We start from the raw sequence: 15,513 nt of genomic DNA, 5'->3' as shown, positions 1-15,513 counted from the left end.
ACCGCAAGGCAAATTTTATCACTTGTGGTTTCACGAATGCCTACATAGAAGATAAAGCTGAAGAAATAAATAGTAATGGTATAAGTTTATCAAATTAATTACAGGAAACTTATTATTTCTTTGAAAAGATATTATATCTTTCTTAGCGTCGTGTGAGACAGTGTTTAGTAGAGCTTGAGAAAAGTGGCTATTAAAGTTGCTTTAATTAATATGACTGAACAATCTACTAAGTATCGTAATATTTTAAGTATTAAGCTTGTAAAAAATTTTGTACCCTACCCGAAAAAATTTCAATAATACCGGACAGTTATAAAAAAAATGTTATATTTTATTCAGGTGTAGGTGACCTTATATATCATTCTTAGCAACGGCGGGAATCTAGAAAATAAACATAAAAGCAGCAAGTTTTTAAAATTAAAAGCTTAGGTATCTCGCTTTATGCTGAGGATTCCCGCTTCTGCGGGAAGAATTTGTTGCGTGGATCGGTTTTTCCGTCTGAGCTAAGGAAATTACGAAGTAATTGTACGTACGCAATCCAGCTAAAAAATGCTAATTTATAGCATTTTTTATTGTTTTTCTTGGATTGCCGCACTCGCTTCGCTCATTCGCAATGACGATTTGGTATCCATGCAATAAAGCCTCCGCGGGAATAACATTAGAGTCATGCAACAACGCCGGCTTGTCCGTGGGATCTTGTGTCACAGACTGTATCCTAAGATCCCGCAATCGAGTTGCGGGATGACATAGAATAAAAACTGTCCGGTACTATTAAAAAATTTCACCTACACAATATAATAGATAATAATAAATCTAGATATGAAGAAGCTGATTTTGAAAATGATATTTTTAATAAAGAAAATTTAAGTAACGAAAATATCAACGATTTGGGTAACACGCTAATTTCTAAAAGTAAAAATGAAAGTTTAGAGCCAAAGGTAATAAATCATGCTAATTCTTCAGGTGTTATGAAGAAACAGAAGAATTTTACCCATTGATCGAGGAAGATGTCAAATGGCTAAAATCAAGGTCAGGTTGTGATTTTAACTTAAGATTTATGAATAAATTATTATTAAAACTTACTTATAACAAGCCTAATAATCGTTTAGCACAAAAGAAAAATTGTTAAATTATATGGCTAAAGCTTTAATAAATGAAAAACGTGACACTGTTACGGCTAATAGTGAAGATTTTAGCTTTGAATATGACCATAAAACAGAAAAAATAGAAATATATTTTAACAACGATAAATTAATTGTAAAACAAGAGCAAGAAGTAAGTGTTGAAAGTTACATTGAAACGGCACTAATTGGATTTGACGATATATGGCATAAAGTTAGGGAGTATTTAATATATTTTTGTGATAAAATGGTTGATATAGCTTGGTTTAGTAGGCTAGAATTAGTGACAAAGGACTAGATAAATAATAAAATTTTTCTTAAACCAAAAATGGCGTTTATAGGTAGTAGAATTACCGCCGACTATTTTTTCACTTAAGGAAAGTTTAACTATAGCTATAAATTGATTAAAGTTTGAAGTTTAATATAAATACAATTATTAGTTGCATCGCTAGTTTTTAATAAAAATTCTTTTTGTTAATTATTATTTTGTTAGTCATATTAAGGTATATAAGCTAGTTTATTTTTGCCACACAAAGTTTAAAAAATATTTATTATTGCAATTTCTCACTTTTAATTTTAAGTAGAAACTGTTATAAAAAATTCTTTAATAAATTTAAATGTAACTTTTATGGAAGATTTAAGCCGTTGGAAAGAAAAGTTTGAAAGCTGTGTTTATGCTAAAAAACTACTTGATAAACTCGAATATTTAAATACCAGAGTGAATAACCCTATAGATATCCTCGAAGTCAAAAAGGGTATTTATTATGCCCGAAAGTATCATGGCTTACAAATGCGTAAGTCAGGTGATCCTTATTATTCTCACCCAATCGAAGTGGCAATTATGCTTGCAGAGTTTACAGCAATGGAAGTACCTAAGCTTTACAATGCTGTAATGATACAAGCAGCACTACTTCATGATACTATTGAAGATACAGAACTTACGAAAGAAATGATTGCTGAAATCTTTGGGGAAGAAGTTGCACGACACGTTGAGGGCTTAACCAGAGTTAAACTTGATGGTAAAATTACAGCCGCAGAAAGCTTAAACTTATTAGTTAAACAAAAAAGATACGATACAGCATTAATAAAACTTTTTGATCGTATCCATAATCTACAAACTCTTGGAGCAAAATCACCTGAAAAAATTAAAAAAATTATAACAGAAAGTTTAAATGTATTTATAACAATTAGTATGCACTTAGAAATACCTACACTAGTACAGAAATTAATCCAACTATGCTATACACATTTATCAATACAAAACCAACAAAAAGAATTATTTATAGAGGATAATTCCCAGCTTCTTTTTCTACCTTTTCAAAATGAGATAAACCAATTGCAAAACCAGTTGCTACTAAAGCAAAAACAATAAATAGTCCCCAATAATTTAAAAACATAGTTAAATAAACAAGACCAAAGGACACTACTACATACATTATAGCTCTTGATAAAGCATATGTAAGAGTAGCTGAAGTAAAGCGTTTAAAAACTGGAAAATGTTTATAAAAAATTGGAGCCGCAGGCATACTATCTGAGACAAATAAAATAACTATGCTCTGTAGGATAAACAATTCGGTAGGGCTTGTCATATGACTTAAAAAATAAGGAATAGCTACTGTAAAGATTATGAATGCCCAAAATTTTACTTTTAAGATTTTTAATGGGTAAACCCAATAGCTTAAAAATGTTAATATTATAAAGCCACATAAATTTACTAATGAAATAAAGAAATTATGATTAATAACCTGTGCTGGGGTATAATTAAAAACACGCTCTAATACTTCACCACAATAAACATATATAAAGTAAAACATTACTGGTCAACAACATTCTATTAAAAAATATGCTAGAAAATTTTTGTTTAAAAGTTTAGCACTTATTATAGGATTATTTTTTATAATAGATAAATCTTGATTTGCAATTTCTAAGGTTTTTTTTAATTGACGTTTAGCGTCTGCAAATTCTGGAGTTTCTCGAAGACTCTTTCTAGCTGTTGTACCTACAAGTGCTATTGCCGCTCCTATCCAAAAAACGGCACGCCAACTAAAACCTTGAGAAGTTACTAATGATGCAACCCCAAGTGCCGTAGTTCCTCCTAATGTTGCAAATACTGATACTACTGCAACAGCTACGTATCTAATTGGCGGAGAAGATGAAATATATGATATCTCTTACTAATTCCTAAAAATAATCAAATCTAACTTTAGCTGTATAGTGGATGTTATTTGGGCAGGCTTTGTTGCGTGGATCAAAAAACGCCTTGGGTCATGCCGTGGCTTGGAAACTAGATCCAGAAAATAATAAAAAATACTAATTTTATTAGTATTTTTAACTGGATCCCGCTACAAGCTCGCGGGATGACAACTAGAAAATTGATCTACGCAGGCAAGCCTTACGGGCTTTGTTGTATGGCTCAATTTTCCCGTCATTGCGAGGAAAAACTGTAAGTTTTGACTAAGCAATCCAGTTTAAAAATGCTATAAATTAGCATTTTTTATTATTTTTTCTAGATTGCTGCACTCACTTCGTTCATTCGCAATGACGTTTCCCGAGTCATGCAACAAAGCTGAACAAACAACTAGATAACATGGAATCTACATAATCCCAGCTAGGTTAGGTATTTTATAAAAGTTCAACCAAAAATTGAAAAAGCATAATTATGCCAAGTCCATCAAAACAATCTCAACAACCACTAAAAGTTTTAAAAAAATATTTTAAAGATTACAAAGATTTAAAAATAAATACCATGCTAAGTCAAGCTATGGAAATACTTAAAGATAATATATATAGACTAGCTACTAGCCCAAATCCAGAAATTAATAATAATATATCTCCGGAACATTTAGAACATATAAAAGCTTTAAATCAATTAGCAATAATTGCTACCACTAGACCCTATAGTGCTGTACTCGAATATACTGATAAAGGTAATTCAAAAATATTAATTTCTCCATCTGATAAAATTGATGAAAAGAATTTCAAAGAATCTTATAAATTATTTTCGAATTATCATGAAGATCCTAATCCGACTAGTAAATATAATTTATATGAACATTTATATAAGACAAAGCATCCATATATAAATAAATTACTAAATGATTATAAAAGATTTTTCATTGCCAGTAATGAGGATGATGTAAAAATCAAAGAGGTTCAAGAACTAATAGATAAATTTGTGTTATCTCAAACCTTAGATGATACAGATATATTAGATAGATTCAAAAAATTTGTAATATGGTGTGATAACGATAGAAATATATTTACTCCTACTGAATATACAAAAAAATTAGTACAAAAATATGATGTTAATAAGGACATTAAAATATTACCAAGTACTAAGAACCTTCCGCATGTTGAAATGTATGGGATATCTTAGATAACAAAAACTATAAAAAATAAATCATCAGAAATATTAAAAATAAATATAGGTTTAGCACCTAATAATATGTATACACCTTCTACTTGTGCGGGGTGTACTGCAGAAATTGAAGCAATATATCATGATAAAGTGCAAGCTTTTGTTTATGCTACCAGCCCATATAATTTACCTGTAGAAAAGAAGTATAAATTATCCGATAACGTATTAAATAGTAAAAATCCTAAAGTATGGAAATCTATATTAGAGTCTAAATATCTAAATGAATTACAAGAACGGGTAGATTATTTTATAAAAGAATTAGCTCCATTACCGGAAGCTGAGGACTTATTAAATAAATTAAGTGATTTTAAAAAAGATATAGGCGAAGCAATTGAAGGGGCTATTGATGCCTATAATGAATTACACCCAAAAGATATAGACTCACTTACTGATTCTCTTGAAAAAATAACAACTAAGACAGTTGCAGCTTGTGGTAGCAAACAAAAACGTTCTGTTGACCCTTGTAAAAACGTTAAACCTCTATATCAACCCTTACCTGATAATGAACATATTATTAATCAGTATTTAGATTATGCTTTTATAGTAGCAACCAAGCAAGGTCGTAACTTAAAATATATGACAAATCTTAGTAAGCTGCTAGATGAAACAAAAGAAAACTATAGTAAGGTTGAGCAAAGAAAACTTGATTTATTATTAAGAAAAGCCTCTAATTTTAGAAAGAAATATATAGATGACAATAGTTTAAAAGCAATAAGTAAAAAGGATTTCCCTAAACAATTACCTGCATTATACAGTAATGGAGAGCATACTATATTATTGTTTAAAGAAAATAATCAATATAAATTATATAGCAAATCCATAAATTATAATGAAATATTTACGCTTAAGGCTGATCTAACATATCCGGAATTAAGTAGTTTTATTGAACAATTCTTTTCAGTTAATAGTATTAATCCTCACTATAATTGTTATGTATTAACAAAGCCTTTACCCGAAAATGCAATTAATCAATTAAAGCTAAAGCCCCATCAAATTAGCACAGATTATCAAGAGTTATTGAAAGGTAAAGTGCCAGGTATAAAAAACTTTTCAGAAAAAGAAATTTTAGATTTATCAGGCTATAATTTCCAAAATAAAGATATAAAAAAATTAACAAAGATAAATCTTAATAAAGTTAAAACACTTATCCTTGATAATAACAACATAGGAATAAATGGTCTTGAAGCAATATTATATTCAGGGAATTTTCCGAATTTAAAAGAATTAAGTATTCGTAATAATAAATTGGATATTAAAGATGCCTCATCATTAATCAATTTAAATAAATTACCTATCTTAGATATAAGCCAAAATAAATTTAGCTTACAAGCAATTGAACAATTTTCTTTATTAGAAAATTCCAAAATACAAATAGTAACAGGGAAAGACTATGATCAATTAAAATATCAAATAGGGCAGTATGGTGGGTATGATAAATATTTAGAAAGCGTACATATTCAAGAAATTATGCCTAATATGCATAGTAAGCAGTATGGAAAGGCTTTAGGAAATAAATTATTAAATGCAGCAGGTCATATACAATTAATAAACTCTCTGCATAGTATTAGCCAAACATGCGTCCAAGATGATGCAACTAAAGAATGTATGTTGGGTTTGGCGGGATTTAGCTACTCATTCTTATCGCAACCTATAGAAAATATAGCAATTAAATATACTGTTAAATCCCTAAACAATGCTGGTAATATTGCAAGTAAATTCAGCCGTTTCAAATCTATAAAACCGGAATTTATAATTAAAGTAGGAGCAGGAAAATATGCTGTAAAATTTGCAAAAGGTGCTGCTGGTGCTATAGCAGGAGTATTTGATATTGTAGATATAACCCTAGCATCAGTAAAATTAAACGAGTGTCTATCAACAATAGATAATAAATGTAGTGATAAAGAAATAAGAGACTCTATAGCTTCCATAACTTTTTCATCTATATCTTTTATAAGTGGTATAGTTTTTATTGCTAATCCTATCGCAGGTATTGTAGTCGGTACTGTATTAATGATTGGGCAGGGTATATATAACGGTGTTAGTAATATTATAGAATATGAAGAAAAGTACGACACAACTCATAATGAAAATTGGAGTATTTTTTGGCGTAGTTTTTTATCATATCCAATGCATAAGGATATAACAGAATTAGCTGCTCGTAAAGAATATATAGATAAATTGACAGAGCAAGCATTCGCAAATTTCCGAGCTTTATCCAATAATACTGATATCGTAGCTTATGGATTTGGGTTAGGTGAAATATTTTTAGAGACAGTTAAAGTTAAAAAAACTGTTACACCAGGACCGCTTGTTAAACCAAATCTTATAAGCAAAAATTATAGAGAGGTAGAAGTTGAAGAAACAAATACTAAGCTTTGTTCTTCTTCCTCCGTAATTGATATGAGTAAACCTCATAATAAAAAATATAGCTTATCGAGATTCTTACCTAAAAAGCTTCCACAAACTGATATTATTTGTTTACCAAAGAAAACAAACAATAATTATGAATATTCAGAAGAAAGTAATAATTCAGAAGATAGTAAATATTATTGTGAAAATGCTGTAGTAATTCAGTCGCAAGCAAATAGTTTTTCTAAAAACCCAAGCATTATTTATGATTTAGGATATATAAACTCAGGCTATATTATCGGTAGTAATAAGTGGAATAATATTTTTTATATTCATGAAAGTAATAGTGCATTAAGAGGTGGTGAAAATATTACTAATCATTTTGTTTTTTTAGGAAAAAATTTTACAGGTAGAATTAAATTTGCATATAACTCAACTAATATTATAGATACCTCGAAATTGTCAAATGAAGATATTAAAATTTCTTGGAATTCTACAGTACCGATATCCGGCTTGATGAATATAAGGTTTGCTAATGAAAAATCTACAATATGGGCAGAACAAATAGATGAAAAGATAAAAATAAATATATATGGAAGTAGAAATAATACTGATACTGTTATTTGTAATACTGAAGACGTAGCTTCAAAATCCAAACTTCAAAGTCCTATATTAGTTAATACAGGCGGTGCTAATAATCCATTTTATCCTGATAAAATAAAGAATTGTAATGATGTTGTAGTTTATCCAAATACTAACGTTTCAGGAGAGGTGGGAAAATATCTTTTTTATATTAAAACTAACGGATTTGGTAATTATAATACAAAATCAGAAATTGATGTAAAAGGAAATGTAACAGTTACGTTTCCTGATATCGTATTATTATAAAGATTGTCAGAAAATCTATTATTCTAAGGAAGATGATATCTTATATTTTGATATCAGTCCTTGGAGCAGTAATAAGGTTTTTACTTTAAAACTTAAAAATTATCAAAATAATAATTATATATTATTCGATAAATATGGTACTCATGTTGTTCCTAAATTATCTGATAATGAAATAGTTAATCGTTTTGAGTTAAATGCACGTTATCCAAATCAAGATGATAAGCGTATAGTGCAAGAATTACAAAATCTATCACAATACCAAAAATATTTAAAGAAAATTACTAGCTCTAAGGAAGGGTATAAAATTCTAACAGTAATGGAAATACCGTTTTTCTCTCCTGATATAGAAGATTATAACAAAATATTACAGCTTGATAGTGATAATAAGAAGAATATAATTTTAGGTTCTGACGGGAAAGATATTATAAGTTTAAACAAGCAGGTAATTTACGTTCAGGGTAATGAGAAAGGCGATATATATATAGCAGAATTTTTATTATGGTATTCTAAATTTTATATTAATAACAAAGCAACCGACCAAGAATTAGATGTGCTGTATATACCTTATAGTATAAGTAGTATGGAAATAGCTAATATAAGCAATAGTTTAAAATTAAAAATAACAAATCAAGAGAAAAATAGTATTAAGATTGTTGATGTTTTAGACTATTTTAAAGGAGCAGAATATCAGCATTTAATGTTATTAGATGAAGAATATAACGGATTTATTCCATTTAATACTCCAAAAACAGGGTTAATATTAGCCCCTTTCTATAGAGCAAGTAATACTAAAAACGTATTTTTAGTATCATCCGATACAAAATTAGCAGTTATTGAAGACACTAATTATGAAATATATCGTAAAGATTATGATTTAATATTTTTAACTACTAATAAAATTATCGATTTACAAGCAAGTATAGTGTTAAAAGATTTTTACTCTGACCATAAATCATGGAAAAATTTTAAGCTCTATAAATATAACAAAGCTATAGATTATAAAAACCTAAATAGTTCTGATATATTTACAGTATATAATTTTGATTTTACTCATGATGAGGAAATATTTCATAATATAGAAGATATATATACTGATTCGCATCCAACTCCAGAAGAGAATAAAAAAATTGGAATAGTGAGATTCTGGAATATTAACCCAAAAGATATAACAGTTGAGAGACAAAGTGAAGATATGGTTTTAAAACATGTAAATGGTTACGAACTTATTATATCAAAAGTATATTCCGACACTTATGCCTCACATATTGATATATTTGAATTTTGGGGATTAGAAGGGTTATTAGAACCAATAATTATTTATCATAATAGCGATTATTCGTTCCAATTTCAATTATTACAAGCTGGAATGATGTATGAGGCATATATAAATATAAATAAGCTTGGTAATAAAGCAAATTGTTTAGATATAAATGAATTAAAATATTTAATAGCATTAGAAAATATTAAAGATGTTTCTACTGCTAAAGCTTTAGGTTTTGCTTCGTTATTAGAGCAAATGCAATATTTACAAAATTATAATCTCATTCCAAATGATCTAATAAAATTAAAAGATTGTATTAATGATAAATTATTAAGCCAATATAAATTTATCTTACATGAAAGCTTATCGCTTAAACCTATCTCTAAAGAAAAAGTAGCAGAATATAGAGAAGTTATAGAACAAATTCCATTCAGCTCTACATCTGTAATGGAATTCATAGATAACCTAATTCAAGAAGTAGATAATACTATACCTCAAACTGCACACCATATAAGACACAATAATTACCATAAAACAGAATTTAATATAGATGAAGCTAGTTATCATGCAGAATTTTTAACCTCAGCTGCTAGTAGAAGTACCTCGTTTATTAATAATATAATAGGATCGATAAGAGAAGGGATAAATAGTATTGCCAATATTTACGAGTCCGAGCAACAGCCTCAAAATAATATTTTTGTTGGTGAAAAATATGTATCACTTAATGAGAACAATATAGCCTCTTTATCTAATTCTTTTATTATGCCAGAAGATAATGGTTGGAAGCAATATAATTTTTATCAAGGATGTCCTGATGTAGATAGCCCTTTTAAGCAGCATATAGTAAGCAATATTGATGGGCAAAATGAAGTAAATATGGTTATTCGTAGTCATAGCTTTGGTAAGTGTGCTAATGTTTATCATAATACGCATATTAAAGAATTACCTATTTGGGCTAGAGTTTGTAAAAAACCCAAAAATTTAGCGGAAATATTATCTTTGCCTTATGATAGCAATAAGCATATTAATGTATTAAATCAAAATGCTAGTACTGTAATACAAATAGGTAATAGTTGCGAAATAATAAAAAATACGTTTGGCTTTTTAGGTAACGATAACCCAAGCCTAAAAGTTATTATACCTATTACTGGTACAGTAGTTTATGTAGCTTCACTACTTCCGTCGGTTAACTTATATAATTTACCTATTCATTTAATTCCATCTATTATTTCTTCTATTAAAGATTATATGGAAGATAAGAGTAGTATGAATAGAGCTATTACTGCCGGTAAAGTAGCTATAGTAGGTTTAGCTGCTGTTAACCCCTTAACCCAGCTTGCTTTTTCTGCTTATACTATAGGTAGTGCCATATATTCTAAACTGCCTAAGGATTCCGGTACAAAGCTTACAATTGCTAGTGGTGGAGCAGTAGCTATAATAACTAGCGATATATCTTCCATAGTTGATGTAAGTAAGGAAATAGTAGATATAAATAAAGGGCTTAATAATTTACAATTTATTTCCACAACTTTAAATACTTGTAAAATGGTATTTCCATATCTTAAATCTTTGTATAATAAAATTACCAAAACTGATAATGTATCAGAAGATTTATGGGCTGATGGGCTTTGTAATTTAATCAAAAATATACAAAAGTTTCCGCTATCTTCACAAGATCAAAATTCTTTAAATGAAATATCAAAAAATCTTCCTACTGAATTGCCGGAAATAAAAACTACATGGACGGAATTATTAGAGATAAAGAGTAAATATGAAGAGCATCAATATGATAAACCAGAATTTTTAGGGGATTGTGGTATATATCAATAATATTTCTAATCGAATAGCGGATTATGTAATAATTCGCTATTCGCATTTAGGTTCTGTACACTTTTGTAATTGATTTTCTATTTTGAGGTATTTTTTAGCGAAAATTAATAAGATTTTTGATAGGATGTTATTCATATTTCAAAAAAATCTTAAATTTGCAGCAAAAAATAACCAAAATTAAATCTTTTTATAAAGGTGTACAGAGCCTAGTAAGGTTTACAATTTATTCAAGAAAATTATTTGTCTTGTGAACTAAGCTCTTTCATTTTTTTGCTTTCAGGTAATAAATAGTTTTCTGTTGAAATCACTTTCTTACCGGTTTTATTTTCCAAAGCAACTCTAGCGTTTTTAGCTATACCTCCACCTATCTTACTTGCAGCCTTATTTTCTTCCATCCCTGTTGCATTATTAGATTCGGCTATTTGACGGGTAGATAACTCAGCAAGAGCAGTAAAAATTAATTCTGCCTCATTCATGTGATCACGTAAATTTTGATTTTTTAAACTTTTTATATTCTTATGCTCTTTAACACTTATATCTGCCCACTCTTGATGAATAATATTAGTTAATATTGCAAATTCATTCTCTTTTGTTACCTCATGATTTTTCCAGTAATCAGTTAATTTGTTACGTGTTTCCTGACCCATCATACGTTGCTGAATCCACTTTTCACTACGACCATGTCGTTTCCAATTTTCCCTCGCTCTATCAACAGATTTTTCTGGATCAGAGATCTCTTGAATTCTTTCGTAACCTACTTTAGCAAGCCATCTTTTGAATGGTTCTGCTTTTGGCGAAGGAATAGATTGTATAATACGCAGTAATGATTCGGTATTTGCACAATCTGTTAGCCTCATTTTGCCATCAGGTGCTTTCAATTTCAACTCGTGACAAAATGTCACGACTTCGCTTTTTTCTTCAATTAGCCTCTGTTTAAGCTTACGCCAATATGCACCGGCATCAGCACTATCAGTTAATGCTCCCACTACATCAATTACAGAAAACCACCATTCGTTATTATGTAAAATTCTTCTAATATTTTTATCTTTAAAAGCTACTAACTTATTAAGTTCATCGTTATTATTCATTGCATTTCATATTAATTTTTTTGAATTATAAATATTCTAAATAAATTTTACAACTAATATTAAAAATAAAAATAGTAATAATAAAAAACAACTAATGGTTTTTAGTAAAATATAAGAAAAATAATAAAACTTAATTGTTAATTGACTTTTTTAAGGAGTTAAGTATAAATTGTAATTGAAATAGCTATAAGGCTATTTTGGGATTTAGCAATCTCTTGTAACGTGGTGGGTATCTACCATTAAATGATACTATCCTCGGCTTTATTACGGTCGGGGTGTCAATAGCTATGTCCAGGGTTTAAAGTGTATACTTTAAACCTAAAGGCTATTGTAAACTGTCGTTACGGTTTTGCTAACTCCCCGGCCACCAAAGGTTTATTCGTTGGTGGTTTATTAATCGGGAGTCCATCAAATGTCAAATCAAAATCAAAAAAACATTCGTAATATTACTTTAGAATTCATTGAAAAAGAAGTAAATATTCTAAAAGATGAAGTTGCGTATTTATTAGAAAATCCTACAGCAGAAAAAAATTTTGAAAAAATAGAACAACGTTTAGAGGAATTAGAGAGAATATTTTACAAAACTTTTTGATATTTTTTACTATAGTAAAAGAAGAGAGTAGCCATGAATAATAGCTTTAAGTTGCTTTAAAAATAGAATTTTGCTAATCTTGATAATAAAATTTGTTACTTAAGGTTATGATTACCACATATTTAAAAGAAAATAATGCTATAGTAAAAAAAGAAGAGTATATTGTTAATGAATCAACTTTATGGATTGATTTATTTAATATTACAAATGAAGAAAGAGAAGAGATAAAGAATTCATTAAATATAGATATATCAACATTAAAAGATATATCACAAATTGAAATTTCAGAAAGATTATATACGGAAAATGATGCGTTATATTTAACTATTACAGAACTTATTAATAAAGAGAAGAAATTTCCAGAAACACATTCTATAGTATTTATCTTACATAAATCTTATTTAATAACTGTTCGTTATGTAGAGTTAACCTCTTTCAATGATTGTATTAATAAATTTGCTAAACAGTTGAATTATAAATATACAGCAGAGCATATGTTTTTTATGTTACTTCGTAATATGGTAACAGGCTTATCAAATGTTGTGCAATCTGTTAGTATGGATATTGATGATTATGGGCGTTTAATACTTGATAATAATTTAAATGATTTACGAATAGATCATAAAAGAATACTAAAAAAAATAGGACAGAAAGGTGATTTACTTTCAAAAAGTCGTGAATGTTTGTTTTCCCTTACTATGGTTATTCAATATATCTTAAAATCTCCGCAAATAAGTCAAAATAAAGCGTCTAAAGATTTGTTAGATACTTTACTTCGTGATGTGGATTCAATAATTAACTTTTCACAATTTATATCTAGTGAGATTGCAAGAACTTTAGACGCAGCGTTAGGTATGATTGCTATTGAGCAGAATAATATGGTTAAGCTTTTCTCATTAGTGACTATATTTTTCTTGCCACCTACTTTAATAGCCAGTATTTACGGCATGAATTTCACTGTGATGCCTGAGCTTCAATCGCCTTACGGCTACCCTATAGCCTTGTTTTTAATGGTCATATCTATAGCCGTTACCTATAAATATTTTAAGAAGAAAAAGTGGTTATAAAAAATAATATTTGTGACCATTATAACGAGTATGTTGATTTGGTCATGACTATTATAATATGCTCGTTATAATAGTCAAACTAAACTCTCATATATTCGTTAAGTTAGTATGCCCATTTACTTGAGCGTTCATAACCAATCCAAAGCCCATCAACATTGATGCCATCATTGTACCGCCATAAGAAATAAATGGCAGTGGCACTCCTACTACAGGTACTAATCCCATGACCATAGCCATATTGATAAATACGTGACTAAATAGCGTGGCAGTTATACCTATGACCATTAATTTGCTAAAAACAGTGCGGCAATTGACGCCAATTAATAAGGAAAGAGTTATAAGTGAGAAATATAACACAAGTAAAAACATACCGCCTAAAAAGCCGAACTCTTCGGCAAAAGTGGCAAAAATAAAATCGGTTTGATGTTCAGGCAAGAAATCTAAATGACTTTGACTACCTTGATTTAATCCAAGCCCAAAAAAGCCCCCTGAGCCTATAGCGATTTTAGATTGTATAATATTATAGCTAGCTCCTAGCGGATCACGTTCCGGATCTAAAAAAACCATCACACGTTTTTTTTGGTAATCATACAACATATTCCAAGCGATAGGTAAGCTAACAAGGGCTGTAACTCCAAGTATTATAAAATATTTTATTCTAAAACCTACTGCAAAAAATATAATGCTAGAGACAATTAAAGTAATCATACCTGTACCAAGATCCGGTTCTCTAATTATTAAAAAAGCTGGAACTAATACTCCTATAATTGGTATAATTACTTTATGAAGTTTACTTAGATCATCCACTGTTAGTGAGTGAAAATATCGGGCTAACATCAATACTATGGCAATTTTTATCGGCTCGGAAGGTTGAAGCTTTACTATCCCAATATCTATCCATCTTTTTCCGCCCATTGCTGTTGAGCCAAAAAGCTCTACGGCAACTAATAAAGCGAGTACGCAAAAATAGAAAATATAAGATAATCTAAAGATAATCCGTAAATCAATTAAAGCAATGATTATAGCTATAGGCATGAATATACAAAAATTCACAATTTGTTTAAGTGCCCAAGGTTGCAGATTGCTATTTGCAGCAGAATAAAGAACAATAAACCCAATAGAACAAATTAGGCTAATGAGTAGGATTAAAGTAAGTGGTAATCTTTTTATTTGTTCAAAATAATTTTTATGCATCATTTCCTAGTATCAAAATATTATGTTCATACATAAAATAAGGTAAATTATAAAGTAATTATGTATATCATAAATAATAATTTTGTTATCAACTAGTCCAAGTTCAATTGATTCAGGGTATTTAGAATGTAAAGATCCTATAATTTTATCTTTAAAATTACAATTTTTTGTATTTAATTTATATAAGATAGAAAAACCTGCTTTATTTAAAATAAAAGGACTAGCATTATTAGATAATAATTCTTCTATAAAAAAGAAATTATTTTTACATATTGCATAATGTAAAGCAGTATTACCTTTATTATCTTGGATATTAACATCAATACCATATTCAAACAAAGTTTTTAAAATGCTATAATTGTTGCTTTTATAAAAAGAACCATTGATAGTGGTAAATTTAAGCTTATTTATTGTTTTAGCAAGATAATGTAGAACAGTAAAGCCAGTATTGTCTTGAATATTAACATTTACTTTTTCGATTTTAAGTATATAGCAAGTTATAAGAGGATTTAAATTTATTACTGCCCAATGTAATGCTGTTCTTCCAAATTCATCTTGCAAATTTGGGTTAATTATATTGGTTGTGTCATCTAATATTCTTATTATAGCTAAATTATTATTAGCTCTAGCAGATAGTAATAAATCTTTACTAAGTTTATCGTCAAACATGTTTAACCCTATATAGTGTCATGCCATGGTGGTGGTGTG

At 28.9% G+C, this 15,513-nt stretch carries 11 protein-coding genes and 1 pseudogene; 7 read left to right on the top strand and 5 right to left on the bottom strand.

Going from position 1 to position 15,513, the window contains the following annotated elements; all coding sequences use genetic code 11:
- The first annotated feature begins 1,131 nt into the window (after positions 1–1,131).
- Entirely contained in the window at positions 1,132–1,416 is a 285-nt protein-coding gene (locus AAHF54_RS05435) for a hypothetical protein (RefSeq protein WP_341788279.1), read from the top strand.
- A 330-nt stretch (positions 1,417–1,746) separates the two neighbouring features.
- Positions 1,747–2,490, top strand: coding sequence for an HD domain-containing protein (locus AAHF54_RS05430; protein ID WP_341788278.1), 744 nt, complete (start codon positions 1,747–1,749; stop codon positions 2,488–2,490).
- Here AAHF54_RS05430 and AAHF54_RS05425 read toward each other — a convergent pair.
- Positions 2,399–2,932 (bottom strand): hypothetical protein, encoded by a 534-nt coding sequence (locus tag AAHF54_RS05425; protein ID WP_342169911.1) that lies wholly within the window; start codon positions 2,930–2,932, stop codon positions 2,399–2,401. The genes AAHF54_RS05430 and AAHF54_RS05425 overlap by 92 nt on opposite strands.
- A gap of 6 nt (positions 2,933–2,938) precedes the next feature.
- Positions 2,939–3,259 (bottom strand): MFS transporter, encoded by a 321-nt coding sequence (locus AAHF54_RS07495; protein ID WP_410526176.1) that lies wholly within the window; start codon positions 3,257–3,259, stop codon positions 2,939–2,941.
- Positions 3,260–3,777: 518 nt separating this feature from the next.
- Between AAHF54_RS07495 and AAHF54_RS05420 the strand changes: the two genes are divergently transcribed.
- The 3 genes from AAHF54_RS05420 (at position 3,778) to AAHF54_RS05410 (ending at position 10,864) form a co-directional block, all read left to right on the top strand.
- The gene (locus tag AAHF54_RS05420; protein ID WP_341788276.1) at positions 3,778–4,494 is read left to right on the top strand and encodes a hypothetical protein; all 717 of its coding nucleotides are present in this window, start codon (positions 3,778–3,780) and stop codon (positions 4,492–4,494) included.
- Between the two features lie 69 nt (positions 4,495–4,563).
- Entirely contained in the window at positions 4,564–7,773 is a 3,210-nt protein-coding gene (locus AAHF54_RS05415) for a leucine-rich repeat domain-containing protein (RefSeq protein WP_342169910.1), read from the top strand.
- A gap of 229 nt (positions 7,774–8,002) precedes the next feature.
- Complete coding sequence (locus tag AAHF54_RS05410; protein WP_342169909.1) at positions 8,003–10,864, top strand: hypothetical protein; 2,862 nt, start codon at positions 8,003–8,005, stop codon at positions 10,862–10,864.
- 236 nt (positions 10,865–11,100) lie between these two features.
- Here the strand turns inward: AAHF54_RS05410 and AAHF54_RS05405 are convergent, their stop codons facing one another.
- A complete protein-coding gene (locus AAHF54_RS05405; protein WP_341788271.1) occupies positions 11,101–11,952 on the bottom strand; it encodes a Bro-N domain-containing protein in 852 nt (283 codons plus the stop codon).
- 412 nt (positions 11,953–12,364) lie between these two features.
- On the opposite strand from AAHF54_RS05405, the gene AAHF54_RS05400 reads away from it, so the two are divergent.
- Positions 12,365–12,544, top strand: a complete 180-nt coding sequence (locus AAHF54_RS05400; protein WP_341788270.1) for a hypothetical protein — start codon at positions 12,365–12,367, stop codon at positions 12,542–12,544.
- A gap of 107 nt (positions 12,545–12,651) precedes the next feature.
- Complete coding sequence (locus AAHF54_RS05395; protein WP_342169908.1) at positions 12,652–13,611, top strand: magnesium transporter CorA family protein; 960 nt, start codon at positions 12,652–12,654, stop codon at positions 13,609–13,611.
- Positions 13,612–13,698: 87 nt separating this feature from the next.
- Here the strand turns inward: AAHF54_RS05395 and rodA are convergent, their stop codons facing one another.
- Both rodA and AAHF54_RS05385 read right to left on the bottom strand, forming a co-directional pair.
- A complete protein-coding gene (rodA, locus tag AAHF54_RS05390; RefSeq protein ID WP_016948032.1) occupies positions 13,699–14,805 on the bottom strand; it encodes a rod shape-determining protein RodA in 1,107 nt (368 codons plus the stop codon).
- Positions 14,798–15,474 (bottom strand): annotated as a pseudogene (locus AAHF54_RS05385) (ankyrin repeat domain-containing protein). Before AAHF54_RS05385 ends, rodA begins: the two are co-directional and overlap by 8 nt.
- Positions 15,475–15,513 lie beyond the last annotated feature (39 nt).

The sequence above is a fragment of the Rickettsia endosymbiont of Seladonia tumulorum genome, from assembly GCF_964030815.1.
Classification (GTDB): domain Bacteria; phylum Pseudomonadota; class Alphaproteobacteria; order Rickettsiales; family Rickettsiaceae; genus Rickettsia.
This window is presented reverse-complemented; position numbering and strand designations above follow the sequence as displayed.